This is a genomic window from Mucilaginibacter pallidiroseus, from assembly GCF_007846085.1.
Classification (GTDB): Bacteria; Bacteroidota; Bacteroidia; order Sphingobacteriales; family Sphingobacteriaceae; genus Mucilaginibacter; species Mucilaginibacter pallidiroseus.
Map to the genome: position 1 here is coordinate 732,793 of NZ_VOEJ01000001.1, position 22,935 is coordinate 755,727.

The following is a 22,935-nucleotide window of genomic DNA, read 5'->3' on the forward strand; positions in this document are numbered from 1 at the left end:
CATGTTTTTCCCATAATTAAAAAGTTCGCTCCTGATCTTTTCGATTTCCAAACGTATCTCTGTGGTATCAGTTAAAATTATCTGACATGCACAAAAATTCGCATGATACGTATACTACCTGGATGGCGGTGGAACTATTTAACACATTTGAAAGCATGCATATACCCAGCTCTGTAAAGGCCATAAGGCATAATTAATATTTTGCCCCTGTTTCAAGGTGCCAATTTGGCTCCTTGAAATCTGATACTCTGCAGGGATAATTGGAACATATAATCCGCCACTGGGAATCGCTCAATATTCCTTCTTACCTGGCGCTTAAGGTGCTTGGTTTCCACTTTGTATAGCTCTGCAAAATCCTGATCCAGTCTTCTTTTTGACCCAAACGAAACATATTTTACTTGGAGTAATTTCGTCCGTTATTTTTGCTTCGTTTGCATGATGTTCAATAAAGGTTATCACTAATTGTGAAAACAATAAGATAGTTATAATATATACTGGAAAGACCGTCGATTAAATCTGCTTTAAGGTCACAATTTGTGACCTTAAAGCCCATCAGGAACGATTAGCTGAAATCGATCATTCCCTTTTAAAGTTTTGTTCAACAAACATTTAAGCAACAGACAGTCCTTTGAGCTTTCCTTTCAACGCTGCCATATCCTCGCTCACTTTTCTTTCGATAACCTTCGCGTAGACTTGTGTCGAACGCATCGACGTATGACCAAGAAGCTTGCTCACCGTTTCTATTGGCACTCCGTTCACAAGTGTTACAGTGGTGGCGAAGGTATGCCTTGCCATATGGAAGGTGAGGACTTTATTTATCCCACATAGTTCAGCAAGTTCCTTGAGGTAGCTATTCATTTTTTGGTTGGATAATCTGGGAAAGATCGTTCCGTTCGCAGCTGCTCTTACGTTTCCTTTGTACTTATTCAATAACCTTTCCGGTTCATTGAGTACCGGAACATTGACCGGTATAGTGGTTTTCTGACGACAGGTCTTGATCCATAGACCGCCGTCCTGACCTTTGACCAAGTTGCCTGGCGTAAGCTCCATCACATCAACAAAAGCAAGCCCGGTATAACAAGCAAATACGAATATGTCTCTAACGACGCTCAGCCTGGGTAGTAGCAGATGTTTTTGTTCTAGTGCAGCCAGCTCGTCAGACGTTAAAAAATCTTTCTCCACGCGATCAAATTTCAATTGATACTTTTCAAACGGATCACGGTATAACCACTCGATCCGGCAAGCTAAATTGATCATCTTTTTAAATCGCTCGAGATGTTTCATAATGCCGTTGGTCGTTAGTGGCTTCTGGTGGTCAAGTGGCTGATGGTTGCGCAGAAATACCTCAAAGTCTTGGATGAACTTGTAATTAAGCTCTGATAGAAAAAATGATCTTCTCTTTAACTTATTGCTTACAAACTCCCGCAAATACTTTTGGGTAGTATAATAATTTTTCATGGTCGCTGGTGCAAGTATCCCTTTGGAGGTTTCATTATGATACTCGGCAACTTCTTCCAGGGTATGTTCGTCGTCACCGCTTTTAAGAAAAGCGTTCTTAACCGCATCGGCACTGATCACACGCCGTTTGAGTTGTAACTCGCGGTAACATTCTCCCAATACCTGCCTTACCTCTTCCAGGTAAATGTTGAGTTCCCTGCCTTCAGCGGTCGTAGTCTTACCCATACCTTTCCGAACGTCCCAGCACCTTGTCGCAACGCTCTGTTTGAGTGCCAGCATGGCTTTCTCTCCATTGACCTTGATTGCCGCATAGACCGGCGCTTTTCCCTCTTTTCCTTTTTCTGTCCTCAAATTGAAGTGGACACTGAATGTGTTGATCGTTTTCATAACATTGATCTAATTAAACCATTTGCATTTATTAGGTATTAAATCATACCAAATGGCATCAAAAGATCAGCTCAAATCAGCGCAAAACAACGCAAGTTCGTTGCCTTGTAACGTATTGTTATACAGTGATTTAAACCACTTTTGAATACCTCAAAAGTATGAAACGAAAAGAGGTGTTCAGTTAGGTGACGGATAACTTGCGATGATTTGATATCATTTGCGTTGGCAGGAAAACAAAAAAGCCTGTAAATCAATGATTTACAGGCTTTCCATATCGTTTGATATGTGGTATCGTCGGGATGGCAGGATTCGAACCTGCGGCCTCCACATCCCAAATGTGGCGCGATACCGGGCTACGCTACATCCCGATTGGGGTTGCAAAAGTAGACTTTAATTTAATATTTCAAAATTTTTAATTGCAAAAAACTTAATGGTTGCCAAATAGCTGCAACATATTAGCCAATGCAGCCCGAGCATGCATACGCTCGCCATTCTCTAATGACTCTTTTGCCGCAAGAGCAGCGCGTCGGCGCATTTGCTCCTCATAGGCAGTGATGGCTTCTTGCTGAGTTTGATAAGCATCACTTGTTAAAGCATTGCATAGCTCTAAAGCATCAAGCATTGCCATATTTGCGCCCTCGCCTGCAAACGGTGGCATTACGTGGGCCGCATCGCCAAGCATGGTAAGGTTAGGGAGTGCCTGCCAAGATTGAGTTAACGGCATGCAATTTATTACACGCGGTACAAAGGGCGTTTCTGCGCCAACAAATAGTTCCTGCCAAATGTCGGCCCAACCTGCATATTCTCGCTTAAACCAATTTAATACCGACTCGTGATCGTTATAATCCAGTCCGTTTGATGCACCCCAATCTTCCGGTACCCGCAGGCTTGCGTAAAAACCGAGGTCGCCGTTACCTTTTTGGCCAAGCAAAAGGTTTTTACCTTTACCAAAAGCCATTATTTTGCCACCCTTAATCAGCGCATTCACTCGCGGTGCGCGTAACGCCGCGTCTGGCACATTGCCTTCTAACATGGTAATTCCGGTATAAAACGGCTTAATATCTGTAATGTAAGGCCTTATTTTGGAGTTGGCACCGTCGGCAGCCACAACAACATCCGCATAGGCAGATGTACCGTTTTTAAAATGCAATTGCCAGCCCTCACCCATTTTTTTCATCTGCATAAAGTGACTGTTCCATACAACTGTGCCTGGTTGCAATGATTCTAATAAAATCTTCCTTAGCGTTCCGCGATCTATTTCCGGCCGGAAATGTGGATGACCGAAATTTTCTTCAGGTTTGTTGTGGTCACTAAAAAAGATTTTGGCTTGTTCGTTTACAATCAGCTTCCTGTCGGCACCAGGCATAAAGTTCTGCTTAAAGGCATCCAGCAGTTTTGCCTGGCGCAGAGCCGCCATGCCCGATTGTTCATGCATATCTAACGGCGAGCCCTGTACCCGCGCGTTTTTGTCAGCGTCGCGCTCGTATAGCTTGACATTGATGTTTTGGATTTGTAAAAGTCTTGCTAAGGTTAGCCCGCCGGGGCCGCCGCCTATAATACCTACTGTTTTATTTTGTAATAGCATACCGTAAAAATTAATACGGCACAAAACTATTCGCCCTTTAAAACGGATAATAGTAGAAATCGGTCGTTTTTGTTCTTTGATAACTCCTTGGGAACAACGCCGGCGAATCGCTTAATCTCTTTAATAAAGTAAGCCTGATCTGTAAAATTGTATTGTGGATACAATTTTCCTTGAGCTATATGGCCCAATGATGCCCTGAAGCGTAAGATATTGCAATAAGCTTTTGGCGATAAACCAAACTGTTGATTAAAATAACGGCTCATTTGCCGGCTGCTCCACCCTGTTTGGTCGGCAAGTGCACTTACGGTTAAATCCCCGTTTGATGTATAAATCAAGTCGAACAGTTTTGTTTTCCTGTTATCAACGCTTGTTGGGATAAGCGCTTTTACACTCTCTGTAACCCTGTTGTAAAACGCATCGAAATCATCCAGAATATCTTTGTCAAAATTCCAAAAGTCATTAATCAGATTTTTTGCGCTATTTAAAATATCGGCAACTGATGTTTTCAAGATATACTCTGCTGCTAGCGGCCTAAAACTTACTACAAAGGCGTTGGTGCCAGGCGGAATAAAGCGTTGCTCGGGCGCGGTTTCCAATCCAATAAGCGTTACCTGGAAATCTTCAATCCCGGGTTTCCAGAAAAACAGATCGATTCGGCCGTCGGGCAGTACCACAACTTCTTTCGCCTCAGCACCTTGATTGTGAAACATACCAATGCTTTCCACAAAAGCAGAAATTTCCGGCTCAGGCTTTAAAAATTTAAGAGTAAAATGGTTCTCCATACCAGCAGCTAACACAATGTAGGTTAAAAGTACCGGTTATATTGTCGAAGTTAAACAGAAAACATTTTTAAAAAGAAAACCCCGACTTACGTCAGGGTTTTAAAATCCGGTGTCGGGATGGCAGGATTCGAACCTGCGGCCTCCACATCCCAAATGTGGCGCGATACCGGGCTACGCTACATCCCGTTTGGGATTGCAAAGGTAGCTTTTTATACTGCCTTAGCAAATTTTTTTTGAAAGAATTTAAACAACAAATTATAACCTATTCATTAGCAGAAAATTAATATTGACTTAAAATCTCAAAGGCTTTCACGTCCAAATGAGTCGATATCTATTTGACATTATAGCGATATACCTTGTGTGCAAGCCGACCTTCTGCATCAAGCCCTTCTATAGTTACCCTGTATGTTCCAGGCTCATCGGCAGTATAAAATGAAACTTTGGCTTTTCCCTCAGCATCACTGTTTACACCAGGGTTCCAATAGATTGTAGATCTCAAATCGGGATTATTTGACTTAATACTCTTAGTTTCGTAAACTGGACTATAAAACTCTTTATCGGGAACATTGCCATCTACCACAATGCTATTTATATTAGTTGAACGTGAATAGTTTTTGACGCCACCCTTTTTGGTTGTTATTTCTATCACTCCCCAATAACCTTCATTACCATATATAGCAGTGGCCGGACCTGGTAAAAATATTTCGACGCCTTCCACCACCGACGGCTGCAAATCTAAAATCACACTTTGATCTACCGCCATGCCATTAAGCCTTACCAACATAGGCGAGCGATTAGGTCTTGTTAACGATACAACTCTTCCAACGCTGTAAACGGATCTGTCACGAACTTCAACGCCGGGTTTATTATAAAATATTTCCCACAAATTTTGGTATTTCTCTACTTCCTCACTTTTTAAAACGATGTTGGCATTGCCAGTACCTAGTTTTGCTGACTCTGGGATTGTATACCTGTCAACTTTTTTATCTTTAACTTTTACCTCGTTCAACATGATTGTATGGCCGGGCAAACCGTCTGGCATCAAATTGAAACGCTTTTCTGTTGATTGCAGATACACCAACAAACCTTTTGTAGAAAAATCATTAATAATGGGTGTTGATGTATAATTGCGCTTAGGTGGAACATCGAAAACAATTTTGGCATTTACGTTTCCATTAGCTTTTTCAGCCTTAACAAGAAATTTAGCGGTATTCTGTATTTGAATATTTTTAAAAATAAATCTTCCGCTCGCATCTGCAACAGTATCAAGGGTAACTACGCCATTTTCTGTTGTCGCATATATCGAAACCTTACTGTTAGGCAAAGGCTTGTTTGTTAAACTTAATACCTGGCCACTAACGCTTATACCCCCTTTGGCATCATAAGGTGATGGTGATTGTTTTCCGGAAACCGCATCTGTCCACTTGAAACGTCGCCAGCCTTGCGTAAGTAATAAATTATCTAAATGTACATACCTATCTTTATTGTCGGTGTTAAAATAATAGTTTGGGGCCTCTATGTATCCATGCAAGTCAGACGTTAATAGCAAATTTGATAGAATCGTGGTTTCAGCGTCCTCATCTATGCCAACTTTATTTTCGTCGGTAACCGAGATTGAAAAGTTACCCTGTACAGGCGATTTATCATCATCAGTCGCAGACACGGTCAAATCAACTTTCTCGCGCTTGTTATATATCTGTTTATCACTGCTTATTGTTAAATTTATCTGATCGTCATGATGGATATATGAAAGCCTTTCGGCGAGAGGGATTGAGGATGATGACAAAAGTGTAAACTGAACTATACCAGTGTTGAACTTTGCATTTGATATTTTAACAGCTGATGAATTTACACCCTTTTTTAATCTCCCGGAAAACATCACAATACTATTTTGAAGTGCCACAATTGCAAGTTCATCATTTGAAGGCGTTCCCTTGCCTGCTTGTACAGCTACAGTTAGGCTATCGTCAGATATTCCGTTGACACTTAACACATATCCTGTATTTTCTACTTTAGGTAAGGTGTATTTGTTTACTGCGCCGGCTGCATCAGTTATTACTGCAGTATACACGTCGCCAGCGGTGGGCTGTAGTGCAAATGCCCCCATACCTGCATGGCTGCTCTTAAAATCAAAAAGCTTTTTATTGCTCTGATTTATAATGAAGCCTTTTAAATCTATGCCAAAACCATCCGGCCCTAGTGCCTTAAAACCTACTTTTGATCTTACTCCTGCAACAAGTTTTCCGCTTTCCGGGAAAAATTGCACATCGGGTTTTGCTTTTTTATTATATACACTAATTATTCTTTTGGAGACGCTTCTATCATTTTGGGGGATATCTAGTTCCAAAAATACAGGCCCGCTCTCGGCAAAATTGCTTGCCATATTATGTGTAACAATTAACTTACCATCCTGGTTAGTAACAGCCTTGCCATCCGTTAAGCTTTTATTATTTTGAATGATTTTGTAGTCGACAGCTGTACCTGCTAACTTTTTGTCAGTTAAAGGATTATATATATCGATGTTCGCCGTCATCTTTGATCCTTCGAAATCAATCTGATCCTTTAAAAACAGGCTGGTAGATGTTCGGGCATCGGCAATTAACAAATCTTTGGTAAAATAAAAGTCACTGTCAAAGTTCTGCATCAATGATGAGTAAGCAATTAATTTATAATGCCCCGAATTAATCAATGAATCTGTAAGTGTAAAACTGCCATCAGCCGTACCATTCTCTACAGGCACAACAACCGTTTTTCTTACGGAGTCACTTTCGTCAAGCAACGAAACGAATATGGTATTGCTTAAAGGCGAGGGTTGATTGTCATCTGCTTTAACCATATATGCTTTAAACCAAACATCATCCCCTATACTGTAATATGGCTTATCTAACTGAATGTATACTTTTTCCTGTGGATTTTTACTTGCATATTGCTCCAGTTTTCCTAACAAAGCCTCAAGCCAGTCGGTGGTGGTAAATGAAACCGCTAACAATGCAATTAGTAGAATAGACAAAAGGTATAAAGCTTTCTTCATAAGGCAGGCATTTGAAGTTCAATATAGTCAAAATTGACCTTTATGAAACTTTAGCCTGTAAAATAAATTAGCTCCTTTTTATGTAACGATGTACAAATTTTTAAGGTGCTTTACAGATGCAACAATCATTTTGCACAAAGCATCGGGATCAATATCTTCCAATTTTTTAATATAGATGCAAGCTACTGCCGCCCTATGCTTGCCGAGTTGCTGAAGCAACTGTTGCTTTTCTTCGAACTCTGCCGACAAGTAAATTAAAAATTCTTTTGCTCTTGGCGAAAAAGCTGCTAATGGTGCGTCGCCTTCATGGCCACTGGCGTACTTGTAATGATAGCTGCCAAATCCAATTGTATTAGGCCCCCATAATTTAGGCTCAAAACCGGTTTCCTGTTGCATAATCTGCACTAACTTTAAACTGTCGCCACGTTTTGTACTGTCGGCAATGCTGTCTAAAAAGGCTTCAACGCTGTTTTCAGTTTCAGTGGTTTTATTCTTAGTCATATACACTCAGCTGTTTTTTGATTAAAGATATCATTTATTGAACTTGATATAGATAACTTTGGCTTATCATCATTAAACTATGGAAATAGGCATCAGCACATTTGGGGAAGTGCAACCGGCAAATACGCCAGGCAACGATAAACTGGCACATATACGTGTGCAGCAATTGCTGGAAGAAGTGAAACTGGCAGATGAGGTAGGGCTTGATGTGTTTGCCTTTGGCGAGCATCATCGCCCCGATTTCGTGATTTCGTCGCCCGAAATATTCATGGCTGCGGCGGGGGCTATCACTAAAAATATAAAGCTTTCAAGCTCGGTTACCGTACTCAGCTCGGCCGATCCCGTACGCACCTTCCAAGCTTTTGCCACTGCCGACCTGATATCTGGCGGGCGCGCGGAAATGATTGCGGGCCGTGGATCATTTATCGAATCATACCCTTTATTTGGTTACAATTTAAATGATTACGACCAATTATTTGAAGAAAAACTTGACTTGCTGATGCAGATCAATAAGTCTATCAACGTAAATTGGCAGGGTAACTTCCGTGCACCAATACGTAACCAGGGCGTTTACCCACGGCCTGTACAGGAGCAAATACCTGTTTGGTTGGGTGTAGGCGGCACACCGGCATCAGCCATTAGGGCCGGCCGTTTGGGTCTGCCAATGATGATAGCCATATTGGGCAGCGCACCAAGGCATTTTATACCCTTTGTGGAACTTTACCGCGAAGCTGCAGAAAAAGCAGGCCACGATATATCAAAACTGCAGTTGGGCATATCATCACAAACACTTGTTGCAGGTACAAATAGTGAAGCTGTAAGTGCATTTTACCCATCGTACGAGGCTTTAATGAACCGCGTGGGGCGCGACAGGGGCTGGTCGCCGATGTCGAGGGAACAGTTTGAATATTTGAGGCAAGACGGCCCGCTTGTGGTGGGCGATGCGCAGCTTGCTATCGACAAGATAATGCAGCAATATGAGCTTTTCGGCAACACGCGTTTCCTGGCACAACTGGTTACAGGCCACACGCCACACGCAAAAATACTCAAGGCAATTGAGCTGTTAGGAACTGAAGTGGCCCCTGTAGTGCGCCGCGAAACAGCATCGAAGATATTATAAGCTCCTTTAAACGGCTAATTAGCTGATGACATAGATGGGGGTGCGTCGCCAGGTTTACTGCCCCAGTTGGTATTAGGTTGCGGGCCCATTATTAATATCAAGCTACCTCCTTTAACCAAATCCTGATGGTAAAACCAAGGCTTATTAAGCGGTTTGTCATTTAGGGTGGCTGATTGTATATAGCGGTTTACGTCCGATGTGTTGCGAGCTTCGATGATAAAAGTTTTCCCTTTATAGTATTGTTGATTAAGGTTAATGGTTACCTTATTAAAAAGCGGACTGCCAATTTCATAAAACGGCTTGGTTGACGCGCCGCCATCGGTTTCAAACAAGCCCATAGCCGCCATAACAAACCAGGCACCCATCTGGCCTTCGTCCTCATCGCCAAGCCAACCCTTGTAAGGCGTTGCACCGTAATACTTATTCATGATCTCACGAGTCCATTTCTGTGTAAGCCATGGCTTGCCCGAGTAATTAAAAAGCCACGAAGCCTGCATATTTGGCTGGTTGCCATGATTAATAGGCACAAGATCGTAAAGATCGCCTTCGGCATTAAAATCATACCTGGCCGATTTTATAAATCCTTCGTTAAGGCGGTTATTAAATTCATCCTTCCCCATCAGGTTAATAATACCCTGCACATCATGCGGATTAAAAAAGCTGTATTGCCAGGCATTACCTTCCAGATAACCCGAACCGTTAAAGCTGGTGCAGCAATAAGGTGTCCAGTCCTTTACCCAACTGCCATCCCGATTCTTCATACGCACATACTTCACTTTCGGGTCCCAAATGTTACGGTAATTGCCCGCCCGTTTCATAAAAGTATTATACTCAACGGTTTTACCAAGCGCTTTAGCCATTTGCGCTACGCACCAGTCATCGTATGCATACTCCAACGTGTTTGATACCTGTCCTTCATCATTTGGCACATAGCCAAGCTCCAGGTACGATTTATAAAACTTATTGCCTGCAATTCCTCCTTCAGGCGTCTTAACGCCGGGTGTTGTTTGCTGATGCAGCATTGCATCCAAAGCCAGGTTGGCATCAAAATCGCGGATACCTTTTTGATATGTACTGGCGATTAATGAAATTTCATGCGATGCTTCCATTATACCGGAATATTCAATCCCGGCCGGGCCCTTGGGCAGCCACCCTCCTGCCTTGTAAATCTCTAAAAGCGACTTACTCCAGTTACTGGCGATATCGGGGTTCACTAATGTCCAAAGCTGGTTTAGATTCCAGAAGGTGTTCCATAAAGCATCCGAGCCAAGGATAGGATAACGCGGGTCTGTTTGGCGCTCCTTTTCATTAGGGTCAATCCATTTACCATTTACATCGCTCCATGTAGTGCGTGCTACGTACGAGCGGTAAAGGTTGGTGTAAAATTTCTTTTTGTTGATTTCGCTATTGTCCTCAACTTTAATTTTGCTTAGCAGGTTGTTCCATATTGTACGCGCATTGTTATGCACGGCCTCAAAGCTCCATTTAAAGGGATCCATTTCGGTAGTGAGATTCAGCTTTGCCTGGTCAATGCTAACCAACGAAATAGCAGTTTGCATTTGTATAACATCTCCTGCCTGGGTTTTAAAATCTGCATAGGCACCCATGCTGCCCTTACCTGCAACCTTAGTAACATTTTTGATCTGTTTATTTCCTATCCAACCACCAAACCCTTGTATGGGCCTGTCAAAGCGGATTACAAAATACACTGTGTACTCGTTCCAACCACTTTTTTGTTTGGAGTAGCCATCTATTTGGGTATCACTTACTTTGGTAAATATTGCGTCCAATATTTCAGCAGTGTCCTCAAAAGGGATATCTAAATCAAATAAAATGTGCGCATCCTCGGCTTTTGGATAAGTAAACCTGAAGAAGCCAGAGCGTGTTGTAGTTGTTATTTCTGTAGTGATATCGCCATTCATGAGCTTAACGGCATAATAACCAGGGCTTGCCTTTTCAGTCTCTTTATACACGCGCGACCGATAACCGGTTGTCCAGCCTGTGGTAGGGCCATCTGCAGGCCCGCGGCGGGTATTCAAAACGCCTACTGTTGGCATTACAGATAAACCTGCCATTGTCCACGAGTGGATATGGCTAAACCCGCCAACGTTATTGAGTGTGTATTCGTAACCTGACTTCCAAACACCACCCTGATTATCGGGAGCAAGTTGCACCATTCCGAAAGGCATTGTTGCACCAGGGTTGAGCATCCATCTCGATTCCGAAGTGCCCAAAAGCGGATCGGCATAGTCAACGGGTTGTTTAGTTGGTTTTTGCGCGCTTGACACAACAGCGATCGCCGATAAACTCGCGGCAAGCAAAACTGTTTTAATAAAACTCATCATAGGCTAAGCATGAATGTATTATGTAGGCGCAAATTGATATTAACAGCGTAGTAGTGCTGGCATTAGGTTTGTTATTGGCTTACAATATGTACAAACTTATGAACATATTTATGCTTAAAGAAGAAATTTGATACATTTTGTTCTAGCCGCTAAGGCATGCTCCCTGACTTTAAAGCCCGGTTACTCCCAAAACGTAATAAAGATGGCCAACGAGAAGTTTTACGTTCACCAGTTTTATCAGAAAATCATTTGTTTTTTACAAAGCCCTTGTTGTAAGCTTTATTGTATTTATAAATCCACTTTTGAAGTTTCCAGGTTAGGAAAGACGTGCCCGTACCGACAATAATGCCGCCTAATACGTCGCCCGGATAATGCGCTCCACGATACATGCGGGAGTATGCTGTTGCTCCAGCAAAAGCAAAAGATGGTGCGATAACGTACCATTTGGAATATGACAAACTTAGCGAGGTTGCTAAAGAAAACGTAGCAGAAGTGTGGCCCGACGGAAAAGAATAGCCACCTGCATTGCCCTGCTGAAATATCATGCCCTGGTTTGCCATAAATGGACGCTGCCTTTGTATGGTGCTTTTCACACCTTGAGTGATAAGTCCGGTGGCCAATAAAGCTACGCCTGTGTTAACGGCGTTGCGCTTCAGTAAAGGATCGTGCTCAATTATACCAACCGCCATCATGGCAAATGGCGCGGCAACGGCTACCTGAACGGCGTTATTCGAAACAAAGCCCCATGTGCTGCTATACCCGCCATTCGGGTTTATTTTTGATAGTAACTTTGCATCAAAGTTTTGGGCAATAGTTGTAGATGCCGATAGGGTCAGCATCAAGATCAGCAACTTAAACTTCATTAATAGGTATAAGTGGTTCAACAAGGTAATTCAACAGCACAATATCACAATAAGATCAAGGTTGGCAATTAAACTCTATTTAATGGGATTTATTTTATTTAACAGAAAGTAATTTAGTTAAAACGCCTTCCCTTGAGCCGAATTGATAAAAGCGCTATATTGAGCATACCATGAATTATATTGATTTAGTACTGGTGGCTATTTTGGCCTATTCAGTTTGGGAAGGCTACAAGCAGGGCTTTATCCTGGCTGCACTATCCCTTATTTCGTGGACGGGTGCCCTTGCCATAGCTTTTTTAACACATGGTTGGCTTAAAATAAATGCACTTGGTGTTTGGGCATTGCCGGTAGCTTTTGTAATGGCTACTATAATTGCGAAATCATTACTGCAATATGTCACTAACCTTATACTCGACCGTGTGCCTGACAGTTTACATGATAACAAAATTAACAAGGCAGCTGGCGTTATACCAGGATGTGTAAATGGAACCATATGGCTGACATTGTTGGGAAGCCTTTTCACCCTCATCCCGTTCACGCACGGCGCATCTGTAGAAGTGCGCGAAAGCCGCCTTGCGGGTAAAGCGGGTATGGGCATTGCATGGTTAGAAGGGAAAATCGAGCCTGTATTCCGTGCAGCGGTAAATGCCAGCCTGCCAAAAACTAATGCAGTGATCAGCAGCGATGAACCTGTAAAATTACCTTTTAAAGTAGCAGCCCCTACGGCACGGCCCGATCTTGAGAGGGAAATGCTTACTATCTTGAATGCCGAACGAAAGAAAAATAGATTGAGACCGCTTAGCATCGATAAAAGTATTGTACAAGTGGCACGCCTTCATTCGGCCGATATGTTCAAGCAAAGCTACTTTTCACACTACAGCCCTGATGGCGGTAATCCCTATAATCGTATGCGGAATGGAAACGTTGTATTTGCTGCAATGGGTGAAAATATTGCTATTGCGCAAACCATACAAATAGCGCATCAAGGACTTATAGATTCGCCAACTCACAGAGCGAACATTTTAAACCCAAACTTCGGTCGGGTTGGCATTGGCATAATGGACGGTGGCATTTATGGCCTAATGATCACGCAAAATTTTGCCGACTAGACAAAGAAGTTTTTAAAGGCTAAATTATGGCGTTCTTTTGAGCGCAGGCAAAAAGTTACTATCCAATTAAACAATAAAGAATTTGCAAAGATCAGCCCGATCAACACAAAATTACCCAAGCCACTAAAAATAAGCGCTACACCAATAGCCATAATATTTATGATCACCAATATAATAGTGGTTTGCAGGTGGCTGTAACCTAGGCGGAGCATACGATGATGTATGTGATTTCTGTCTGCAGCAAATGGCGACAGGCCTTTCAGGATACGTAGGGTAAATACGCGCAGAGTATCAAATATCGGCCCTATCAGTATGGCAAAAGCCAAAGCAGGTGCCGAATAAATAGCGGGGTTGCTTGAGGGCGTAACCTTATTGAGTTCTATAAACTTTATAGCCATAACAGCTGATATCAGGCCAATGAGCAATGATCCTGTATCGCCCATGAATATCTTAGCGGGGGTAAAATTAAAACGAAGAAAACCGGCAACTGCCCCCACAAGCGCCAGTGATACGGCAGCAAGCTCATAATGGTTTGAAAGTATAAACAACACAGCAAGCGTGGCGTGCACTACAACACACGTTGTTCCGGCAAGTCCGTCTATACCGTCAATAAGGTTAAAAGCATTTATAAGCAGCATTATCATCAATACAGACAATACTACGCTTGGCACGTAAGGCAAATCATAAATATTAAAAACGCCATACATACTGGTTAACCGGATATCACCAAGTATTACGAGTATTAAACCTACAATAAACTGGATAAAGAATTTTGTGCTTGAATTGACACCTGAAAGATCGTCCTTTATGCCCATAGCAAACAGGATAATAGCAGCAGTAAGCAAATAGCTTATAGGCAGCGTCTTATCAATCATGCTGAACAGTAATATGGTAAGGGTAAAGCTTACAAATATGGCAACACCACCCAGACGGGGAATGCCATGGTCATGCTGTTTGCGAAAGTGGCCAACATCATCGTACAAATGCCTTGTACGCGCAACATGTAATATGGAAGGAATAATAAAAAGTGTTATCAGGCCCGAAAACACTATTATTAAAAAATAATACAGAAAGTAATATGTACTTAAGTATTCGGGCATCAATGCAGTTAAAATAGTTATCTAAATTATCTGAGGGGTGTTACAAATATAATAAATATAATTAATCCTAAAGAAACTGTTTTAGTTTACGCAAGGGCTTCATCAACAATGAAATATAAGGCATTTTAATGCCGTTATGGCGCATTGCCCGCAAATCGTGACGTAACGAGTTTAGCCTGTTTTGCAGGCTGCTGTTACTAACCCCGCCAACCGTCATTTTTACAAGTATTCGCTCTATATAAACCAGCTTTATCTTATTTATATGTATGAAACGCAGCATCAATTCATAATCTGCAGCGGTACCATAATTTAGGCTGTAATGATTCAGGGTTCTATACAGTTCCCTTTTGCAATAGAAGGTAGGGTGTGGTGGCATCCACCCATAATTAAATAATCCATGTGTATATCTGCCTGCACACCATTTACGCACTACTTTGTCCGTCTCATCTATGTAATCAAGGTCGGCGTACACCGCATCTATTGTACCGGTAGTGAACGCTTGGGCAATTTCGCTCAGGACACTTTCATCAGCATAAAAATCGTCGGCATTCAGCATCCCAATTACGTCGCCCGTGGCAAGTGCTATACCTTTATTCATAGCATCATACAACCCATTATCAGGTTCAGATATAAGCACATCTATCCTATCGCGATACTGTTCAAAAATCAGGGCCGAGTCATCTGTTGAACCACCATCTATTAATATATATTCAATATTGTCATACTGTTGGCTAAGTACAGAATTAATACAACGCTCAAGCGTTTTTGATGCATTGAAGGCGACGGTGATAACAGTTAATTTAGGGTAAGGCACGTACTGGTAGCTATTTTTTGCGCAAATTATGTAAATTTGATCGTGCTGCCTATTCTTTATTAACATACGGCAGATATTATATATGTGTAAATTATTACTCCTTGGTTTTATCGCAATAGTTACTTTTTTAACTTCATGCTCTACGCAGCAAAATCAATTGCTTTTTCAACAAAAAACAGCCAAGGTTGACACTGTTGGTACAGCCAATTCAGATATCCCGCTTTCAAGCTACCGCATAAAACCGCAGGATATGCTGCAAATACGCAATCTGCAAAGCTTAAAATACATTGTAGATGAGGTGCCGGGCAGTGCATCGGGTACAGGTAGCGCCGGAGGTGCTGGTTCTGCAAATAACGGGCAAACCTATCAGGTAGAACAAGACGGAACTGTTACACTGCCCGTTATTGGCCATGTAAAGGTTGCTAACCTTACACGTATTGAAGCTACAAAAGTAATTGAAGACCTCTATCGTAAAAGCCTGCTTAAAGATCCTATAATCGATCTGAAAGTTGTTAATTTAAAAGTTACTGTTTTGGGCGATATAGCCAGCCAAGGTAACTTCATGCTCGAGAAAGATAATGTTACGCTCGTTGAAATAATTGGACAAGCCGGCGGCTTGATGCCAACCGCCAATGAAAAGAATGTAAAAATTATAAGAGGCGGCAGAGTAAAAACCGTTACCACAATAGACTTGAGCGACATCAATTCATTATCGGACCCAAAAGCGATTTTGCAAAGCGGCGACATTATTTACATTGCCAAAAACAAACGCGCTGTTAGGAATGAAAACCTGCAAAACTTTTCGCTTATTGCACAGCCAGCGTTGTTACTCATCAACACAGCCTTGCTGATATTTAACCTAGCTAAGTAATAGTTGGCGGGTATGCATTACTTGTCCCTAACTAACCGTCAATATTGATTGTATGAGCCAAACCGACTTGTCGTTATACAATAATCACCCCTACCAGCCCGGCGCTGGCTGGGTTAAGCGGACACTTTGGTTTTACATCAATGCCATTATCTTTAAATCATACTTATTGCCGATAAACCAAATTAAAATCTTTTTATTGAGAGCCTTTGGTGCAAAGATTGGAACCGGAGTTGTCATAAAACCAAACGTAAACATCAAATATCCTTGGCATTTAACAGTTGATAATAATACCTGGATTGGTGAAGGCGTTTGGATTGATAACCTTGTGATGGTAACTATTGGTAGCAACGTATGCCTTTCGCAAGGGGCTATTTTACAAACTGGCAATCATAATTATAAAAAATCTTCGTTCGATCTGATCACCGGCAGCATCGTATTAAAGGACGGAGTTTGGGTAGGCTGCGGCGCAACTGTAAGCGCCGGCGTCACCGCAGGCAGCCATTCGGTGCTTACTACGGGCTCCATAGCAAATAAAAACCTTAACGAATATTTTATTTACCAGGGAAACCCCGCAGTTGCTGTCAGGAAGAGGGAAATAGCTGCTGTCTAATTTTATATTATGCTGATTAAAAAAGCATTATTGCCAAGTATCTTAACAAGTGTTATATTATTGGTCCTGTTAATTACAGGAGTGCTCCTCTTCATAAATGCGCCTGCTGTATTCCCAGACCCGTCATGGGGGTTGCAGGTTATGAAAAGCATGCAACGGGGCTATGGGTTTAATAATCTTGTACTGCCCGCCCACGAAAATATTGCAACCAATGCGTCCGAATTTCTTACTTGGTGGTCACCTGGGCAGTATCTGTTGCCTTACTTGTTTACAACTGTATTCAAATTAAAGCTTGCCCATGCCATCGCCGCTACAATCCTGCTATGCCAGGCCGTAGGTTTGGTTGGCTTTTATCGCTTTTTTACAAAGGCAGGCTTCAATCAAAATATTGCGCTAATGAGCCTGCTATTTATAGTTGCACAACAGGCTTTTTTCGGTTCATTTATATTTTACACCGGCGGCGAAATACTGCTTTTTGCTTTTTGCGGATGGTTTTTATATGGCTGCCTTAGCTTTAGCAAGCCTGGTGTAACATTGGCAATATTTGTTTTTGCTTGCGGCTTATTAGGCTTCGTTTGCAAATCATCATTTATATGGATGTATGCTGCGGGCTTGCTTTCTGTTTGGATAATCTTGTCAAACAACACAAAAAAGGTTGTTACCTGGCTCACCAATGGCATTTGGATTGGTATCCCGGCGGTAGCTTCGGTGCTGTGCATTTTCTTTTTCTTCTTGTCGAAAGGTTCAAGCCCGGTGACTGAAAAGTCTGAAATGCCGTTAACTGTAAATGCGGTTACTTATCCGCTGGCCTCGCCGTTGTTGTCAGGCTTTTCTGCGGATGATCTGGCAAACGGGCTCGTAGAACACAATAACAAGGTTTTGTTTAGCCCTGATACAGCTACGGTAATTGTTGCGGTGCTTGCAGTATTAAGCCTTGCGCTGATTTATGCTATCGTGAAAGCGGTAAATAATTCAAAATATAAGGTAGTCCTTTTAAGTATTTATGCTATAAGTATCTTATTCTTCGGCACTTCATATTTACGTTCCTTAAATATTTCTTACGAGAGCAGGCATTTCAGGAATATCGGACTTCTTGTAACGCCGGGCCTCATTTACGTTGTTTTGAACACAGGAAAGGTGGCTTACAAATATGCATTTGTTGGGATTGCGTCTGTCATCTTATTTTTTAGCGTGCGGTTTTACATACTGTCGTCAGTTGCATTAAATACGGAAGTTGCCCGTGGCGCAACCGGCATCGCGCATCAGTTTGCCGATCAGCCGTCTGTCGACTATATCGGTATGCTCGACCGGAAAAGCAGCAACGCCACGTTCGTTTTTTTCAGCCCCGATTTGCCACTTGAAATACAGCATAACCGTGCCATAACAATGGACCCAATCAACGGCGATATGAGCTTTGATCTTGATGCCTCCGTGTATAAGGGACACGCCGGGCCACTATATATTTTGATGCCGCATAACTACATCGGTATACGGGCCAGCATGATTTTAAAATGTTTCCCCGGCTACAAAGGGTTTTCGCTCAAAGAACTTAGTGACGATTACGTATTGTATTACGCTATAGAAGCGCGTTAGCGCACATAGTAAATTTTCTGCCCCTTTTATATGTTGTTTACAAAAACATAATGTACAACACATACGTATTGTATGGTAATTGCCCCTGCTACCATATTTATGACAAAAAATTTCCTACTTGTAGTTTTATGTTTAGTGTGCACAAGTGCATTCAGCCAAAATGCGTCTACCATTATACCGGATAACAATACGGTTAAAGATACTTCCCGACAAACTGATTTAATAGATATAGCTAACCGTCTTTTTAGTTTTAAAGAGCAAAAGATTCGTCAGGAAAAAGATAAGAAGGTTTATTTTTCTATCCTTCCCGTAAGTTCGGCCGTACCCGGCGGTGCGGGCAGAGCGCTAATAACAAGTACCACGGCAGGTATTTACCTCGGTCCGCGCAAAACAACCAACATTTCAAGTGCTACCTTTGCGCCCTACCTTAACTTCAAGGGCCGGTATGGGCTTCCTTTGCGCACCAGCATCTGGTTTCCAAACAACGAGTGGACGATACAGGGAGATACGCGTTTTTTAGTTTATCCGCAATATACATGGGGACTGGGAAACAATCGTCCAAAAGATCCGCGTGTAACTGTCGATTACCAATATATCAGATTTTATCAAAGCGCCTTAAAACGTATTACCCCATACTTTTTTGCAGGCCTTGGCTACAATCTTGATTATCGCATAAATATAAAAAGTGAGGACCCGGCAGTTTCCCTGCCCGAGTTTACCAATTATCCTTACGGCACGTCAGGCAATTCATTTTCATCGGGACTTAGCTTAAATTTATTGTACGATACACGGAATAGTAACAACTCTATAAACCCGCTACCGGGGGCTTATGCTAACTTTGTGTATCGCGTAAATCCTAAAATTCTGGGCAGCCAAAGCAACTGGCAATCCGTTTACTTCGACGTGCGTAAATACATTGGCTTAAATCCTGAAAAGCCCAATCAACAAAATACGTTGGCGATATGGACATATTTGTGGCGTGCACTAGGCAAAAATACGCCGTATCTCGATTTGCCAAGCATCGGCTGGGATCCTAACAACCGTTCTGGCCGTGGTATCGATCAAAACCGCTATAGAGGCCAAACGCTATTTTATGTCGAAACAGAGTATCGCCGCGATATTACCGAAAATGGCTTGCTGGGTTTTGTGTTATTTACCAATATCAATACTGTAAGTGGTTCGGGCGATATTTTCCGCTCATGGCACCCTGCCGCAGGTACCGGCCTTCGTGTGAAATTTAACAAAGGGTCAAATACCAACATCGGCATTGATTACGGTGTAAGCAAAGGTTACAGCTCAATCAACTTTAGTTTGGGCGAAGCGTTTTAAAGATGTACATACGTTCTGCTAACTGCCGTATTAACGCTTGCTTATAAAATCTGCAGGTATAAGCGCTTCATCTAATTTAGCACCGAATACATTTGACGACCAGCCAATTGGCTGCGGTGTGCCAGGTGCAAGCCAGCTATTGTTTTGGTTGCCGCTCTTGTTAAAAAACAAAACTCGATTATCACTTACTGTGTGGGTAGAAGTTTTAGCGGGACTATTTACATACAAGCCAACGTTGGTAAACTGCCGAGCTTTGCCATAAATAGTATTTGCTATGATGCTTATATGGCTGCCACCGGCAATTGCCATGCCGTACTGGCCGGGATTGACAAGCACGTTATTTTTGGCCCTAATACACTGGCCGCCACCATCACCTAACATAATACCGCCACCACTTGCGCTGGGACCTCCTCCGCGTATTAGGTTGCGCTCAACTCGGATGGGGTTACACAAGGTACCACTGCTTTGATAGATACTTATGGCATCTTCAGGGTAACTTTTACCCAATACATTTTCGCACTTGTTATGACTGATTAGGCAACCTGGGCCTGTTACATTATTAAATTGAACAAATTGCCCCCGCGGGAACGGCCCTTTCATATTAAGGAAAATATTGTTGGTTACCACAATACCGCCAACACACTTGTCGGCGTATACACCTGTGCTTACTTCCGATATATAATTACTATCAATGGTGATATTATGGCAGTTATACAACTCGATGCCTACATTGGCTGACTTCGTAAGTCTATTGCCCACAATGCGTATGTTATAGCAATTGATGAGGTGAATGGCAGGCAATTTACCGCCGCTGATTTCTTTACCTGAAATTATTACATCGTGCGCACCTTGCAGCAAAACTGGTTTGGATGTTTTGAGTATGAGCGGGGTCTTGATTTGCGTAGTGCCCCTACCCGATTTAGGACCAGCGGCGTTGCAACTTAAAAACAACAAAAGATAGATAGTGATTAGCCGCATAAGCGATTATAGCCAACGGCCAATAATTATACCCGCAATAAAAAGTAAAATTGCTGCCCCCGCAACCAAATAGACGCGGATTTGCATTTTACTCAACTCTTTTTGCAGATCGGCTATTCGGGATTTATTTGAAAGCTTTTCATTTTGCAGTTTCATATTTTGTTGCTGCAACTTGGCAAGTGTGCCGCCAACTACCACCGTTTTTTGCTGCTCCAATTGATAGCGCTTGGTAAAACCACCATCTTTTAAAAACTTTTCGCCTTTTGGTTTGAGTATCAGCAGTTCGGGCAATTCGTAATTACCGTGCTTGCCGGATGACGTTATAAAGCCCTCGCGCATTAGGGCCTGTACCATTGCAAAAGCTGTAGCTTCGTCCTGATCAAACAGGTCCATAATCTGAAGCCGCGTTAAACTATCCGGAACACCGAAAGCCTGCAGCAGCGCATCAAGCATTTCGCATTCATATTCGTTCAAGTCTGTCATTGTTACAAATTTAACAATTGTTGCGCTATCACACTCATCCTTAAAAACATGCAATTATCAAATTTTTGAACACCATTCTCAAGTTTCTTTACCTAACCGGCAAAACTTCCCGAACGCCGCTTTCACCAGCAATAATTGCTTTGTTTGCTATTTGGTAAAAAAGTGAATGGTCAACAACCCCGGGAATCATCTTAATCTGGGTATTAAGTACGCCGGGCGACGGCATTTCTGCAAAATAGACATCAACAAGCATGTTGCCATTATCAGATATCAGCGCACCATCTTTTTGCGTGCTCATACGCTGTGCAATTTTCGCAGATGGGTACAAGTCATGCAGCTCTCGTAAAACTATCTGCAAGGCTTGTGGTAAAATTTCTATAACCAGCGGATATGCATTGGTAAGCGTGGGCACACGCTTAGCATCGTCGCCCAATAACACGAAGTTGCTTGCTACCGATGCCAGGATCTTCTCTGTTGTATGGATGCCGCCTCCGCTTTTAAGCGCATTAAGTTCCGCATCAAACTGATCGCAACCATCAAAATACCAGTCCAACTTGTCAATTAACGCAGGTACCTGCACCTTTAAACCATGGCTCAACAATAATTGGTTAGTTTTAAAAGATGATGATGTAACGGTGAGCGATGCAGCAAGTTGATTGTCTGCCGCAAGTGCCTGCACCAGGTACGCAATTGTACTGCCCGCACCCAGGCCAATGTATTGATAAGGAGCGATCAGTTTTAAAGCAGCCTTTGCCGCCTCCAGTTTGTAATCTGCCATGCAGCTAATATAATAGTCTGCCATTAAGATCTGTTACAAGGGTACATCAAATAATTTAGATGGACACAATCATCACAAATGTTGCCTAATCATGCCAACCATCTTGCTTAATGCTGCTACTTTACGATATAACTTACAAATGCAAGATGTCGGCTATCGGGCGCCCAAGAGTTAACATTTATGGTACCTTGTCCGCCAAAAAACACCGGCGTTATATCTTTAATAGCCTTGGTAACCGGGTTTAGTAATCGCAACTTAACATTCTTACCGAATAAATGATTTTGCTTTTCGTCCGAGGTGTAGGCTATATAAACAATTGACTTACCATCCGGCGAAGGATGCGGAAACCAATTGGAATTTTCATCAAAGGTAAGTTGCTCCGGCTTCCTACCATCGGCCAACATGCGCCAAACTTGCATATGCCCGGTACGGTACGAGTTAAAATATATAAACTTTCCATCGGGCGAGTAATCTGGGCCGTCGTCTAAACCTTCGGCGGTTGTGATCCTCGTTTCTTTCCCACCTTTGGTATTGATGGTGTAGATATCATAATTGCCGTTGCGTTCGGCGCAATAGGCTAACGTTTTGCCATCGGCACTCCAGCCGTGCCAATACGATGGTACGCCTGGCGTAATGCGTCTTGGTTGACCGCCCTTAACAGGTAAAATGTACACCGCAGACTTATATCCTTTGCGCGACGTGTCGTTCCGTGCGTTATGGCTTATTGCCAGCCATTTTTTATCGGGCGATAAACCGTGGTCGTTATTGCATTCGTTAGCAAAGCCCGTGTTAATTTCTGTTAGTTGCTTAGAGGCAATATCCAGCTGATAAAGTTTACCCTTACTATTTACAATCAGGTAATTATCAGGATGCCAGTTGGGCGCTTCAATATGCTGCTTTAACGAAAGCAAGGTATCTATTTTTCCAGTTTCAACATCCAGTAACTGAATAACGCTCGTGGTATCGGGCTTGCTTCGTGCAGATAACATCTCAGGACATACAAAATAAATCAGCACGACAAGTGTCGGCTTAAGTAAAGTTAGCTTCCGCATGGTTTATGGAATTGGTTGTTAAAGCTAATTAATTATCTATGCTGATGCAATTGATAATGAGAGAATTTGGACGGAGCATCGTCTTGCCTGGGTCGGCTTATCAGCATTAAAACATGTCGATTTATACTGAAGTATTGATTAAATGT

General features: G+C 42.4%; 20 protein-coding genes and 2 tRNA genes. 6 read left to right on the top strand and 16 right to left on the bottom strand.

The features are described from left to right. Window positions 1-212: 212 nt before the first annotated feature. The 8 genes from FPZ43_RS19695 to FPZ43_RS03305 form a co-directional block, all read right to left on the bottom strand. On the bottom strand, window positions 213-365 hold the full coding sequence (locus FPZ43_RS19695; RefSeq protein ID WP_391563958.1) for an ORF6N domain-containing protein: 153 nt from the start codon (window positions 363-365) through the stop codon (window positions 213-215). A gap of 244 nt (window positions 366-609) precedes the next feature. After that, window positions 610-1,845 (bottom strand): site-specific integrase, encoded by a 1,236-nt coding sequence (locus tag FPZ43_RS03275; protein WP_146380406.1) that lies wholly within the window; start codon window positions 1,843-1,845, stop codon window positions 610-612. Window positions 1,846-2,139: 294 nt separating this feature from the next. Beyond that, a tRNA-Pro gene (locus FPZ43_RS03280) sits at window positions 2,140-2,213 on the bottom strand. Window positions 2,214-2,272: 59 nt separating this feature from the next. Beyond that, a complete protein-coding gene (locus FPZ43_RS03285) occupies window positions 2,273-3,430 on the bottom strand; it encodes an FAD-dependent oxidoreductase (RefSeq protein ID WP_146380407.1) in 1,158 nt (385 codons plus the stop codon). Between the two features lie 26 nt (window positions 3,431-3,456). Further along, window positions 3,457-4,212, bottom strand: coding sequence for a helix-turn-helix domain-containing protein (locus FPZ43_RS03290; RefSeq protein WP_146380408.1), 756 nt, complete (start codon window positions 4,210-4,212; stop codon window positions 3,457-3,459). A gap of 112 nt (window positions 4,213-4,324) precedes the next feature. After that, window positions 4,325-4,398 (bottom strand) — tRNA-Pro (locus FPZ43_RS03295). A 145-nt stretch (window positions 4,399-4,543) separates the two neighbouring features. Then, window positions 4,544-7,243: a hypothetical protein gene (locus tag FPZ43_RS03300; protein WP_146380409.1), complete on the bottom strand. Its 2,700-nt coding sequence runs from the start codon at window positions 7,241-7,243 to the stop codon at window positions 4,544-4,546. 78 nt (window positions 7,244-7,321) lie between these two features. Then, window positions 7,322-7,744, bottom strand: coding sequence for a DUF1801 domain-containing protein (locus tag FPZ43_RS03305; protein WP_146380410.1), 423 nt, complete (start codon window positions 7,742-7,744; stop codon window positions 7,322-7,324). A gap of 79 nt (window positions 7,745-7,823) precedes the next feature. Between FPZ43_RS03305 and FPZ43_RS03310 the strand changes: the two genes are divergently transcribed. Next, the gene (locus FPZ43_RS03310; protein ID WP_146380411.1) at window positions 7,824-8,864 is read left to right on the top strand and encodes an LLM class flavin-dependent oxidoreductase; all 1,041 of its coding nucleotides are present in this window, start codon (window positions 7,824-7,826) and stop codon (window positions 8,862-8,864) included. A 14-nt stretch (window positions 8,865-8,878) separates the two neighbouring features. On the opposite strand, the gene FPZ43_RS03315 is transcribed toward FPZ43_RS03310, so the two are convergent. Both FPZ43_RS03315 and FPZ43_RS03320 read right to left on the bottom strand, forming a co-directional pair. Then, complete coding sequence (locus FPZ43_RS03315; protein WP_222430916.1) at window positions 8,879-11,209, bottom strand: GH92 family glycosyl hydrolase; 2,331 nt, start codon at window positions 11,207-11,209, stop codon at window positions 8,879-8,881. Window positions 11,210-11,454: 245 nt separating this feature from the next. After that, window positions 11,455-12,072 carry a phosphatase PAP2 family protein gene (locus FPZ43_RS03320; protein ID WP_146380412.1) on the bottom strand — a complete coding sequence of 206 codons (618 nt, stop codon included), beginning with the start codon at window positions 12,070-12,072 and terminating at the stop codon, window positions 11,455-11,457. A 170-nt stretch (window positions 12,073-12,242) separates the two neighbouring features. Between FPZ43_RS03320 and FPZ43_RS03325 the strand changes: the two genes are divergently transcribed. Then, a complete protein-coding gene (locus tag FPZ43_RS03325) occupies window positions 12,243-13,181 on the top strand; it encodes a CvpA family protein (RefSeq protein ID WP_146380413.1) in 939 nt (312 codons plus the stop codon). On the opposite strand, the gene FPZ43_RS03330 is transcribed toward FPZ43_RS03325, so the two are convergent. Both FPZ43_RS03330 and FPZ43_RS03335 read right to left on the bottom strand, forming a co-directional pair. Continuing rightward, window positions 13,178-14,281, bottom strand: coding sequence for an MraY family glycosyltransferase (locus tag FPZ43_RS03330; protein WP_146380414.1), 1,104 nt, complete (start codon window positions 14,279-14,281; stop codon window positions 13,178-13,180). The two genes, FPZ43_RS03325 and FPZ43_RS03330, sit on opposite strands and share 4 nt — an antisense overlap. A 67-nt stretch (window positions 14,282-14,348) precedes the next feature. After that, complete coding sequence (locus tag FPZ43_RS03335) at window positions 14,349-15,161, bottom strand: glycosyltransferase family 2 protein (protein ID WP_146380415.1); 813 nt, start codon at window positions 15,159-15,161, stop codon at window positions 14,349-14,351. A gap of 16 nt (window positions 15,162-15,177) precedes the next feature. On the opposite strand from FPZ43_RS03335, the gene FPZ43_RS03340 reads away from it, so the two are divergent. From FPZ43_RS03340 to FPZ43_RS03355, 4 genes are all read left to right on the top strand, one after another. After that, a complete protein-coding gene (locus tag FPZ43_RS03340; RefSeq protein WP_146380416.1) occupies window positions 15,178-15,966 on the top strand; it encodes a polysaccharide biosynthesis/export family protein in 789 nt (262 codons plus the stop codon). A 52-nt stretch (window positions 15,967-16,018) separates the two neighbouring features. Next, window positions 16,019-16,576 carry a WcaF family extracellular polysaccharide biosynthesis acetyltransferase gene (locus tag FPZ43_RS03345; protein ID WP_146380417.1) on the top strand — a complete coding sequence of 186 codons (558 nt, stop codon included), beginning with the start codon at window positions 16,019-16,021 and terminating at the stop codon, window positions 16,574-16,576. A gap of 9 nt (window positions 16,577-16,585) precedes the next feature. After that, window positions 16,586-18,169, top strand: a complete 1,584-nt coding sequence (locus FPZ43_RS03350) for a hypothetical protein (protein WP_146380418.1) — start codon at window positions 16,586-16,588, stop codon at window positions 18,167-18,169. 99 nt (window positions 18,170-18,268) lie between these two features. Further along, window positions 18,269-19,498, top strand: coding sequence for a BamA/TamA family outer membrane protein (locus FPZ43_RS03355; RefSeq protein WP_146380419.1), 1,230 nt, complete (start codon window positions 18,269-18,271; stop codon window positions 19,496-19,498). Window positions 19,499-19,528: 30 nt separating this feature from the next. On the opposite strand, the gene FPZ43_RS03360 is transcribed toward FPZ43_RS03355, so the two are convergent. From FPZ43_RS03360 to FPZ43_RS03375, 4 genes are all read right to left on the bottom strand, one after another. Next, window positions 19,529-20,476: a right-handed parallel beta-helix repeat-containing protein gene (locus tag FPZ43_RS03360; RefSeq protein WP_146380420.1), complete on the bottom strand. Its 948-nt coding sequence runs from the start codon at window positions 20,474-20,476 to the stop codon at window positions 19,529-19,531. Window positions 20,477-20,482: 6 nt separating this feature from the next. Continuing rightward, window positions 20,483-20,959 (bottom strand): hypothetical protein, encoded by a 477-nt coding sequence (locus FPZ43_RS03365; RefSeq protein ID WP_146380421.1) that lies wholly within the window; start codon window positions 20,957-20,959, stop codon window positions 20,483-20,485. Window positions 20,960-21,047: 88 nt separating this feature from the next. Continuing rightward, entirely contained in the window at window positions 21,048-21,737 is a 690-nt protein-coding gene (rpiA, locus tag FPZ43_RS03370) for a ribose 5-phosphate isomerase A (RefSeq protein WP_186461750.1), read from the bottom strand. 116 nt (window positions 21,738-21,853) lie between these two features. Then, window positions 21,854-22,789 (bottom strand): TolB family protein, encoded by a 936-nt coding sequence (locus FPZ43_RS03375; protein ID WP_146380423.1) that lies wholly within the window; start codon window positions 22,787-22,789, stop codon window positions 21,854-21,856. Between the last annotated feature and the right edge of the window lie 146 nt (window positions 22,790-22,935).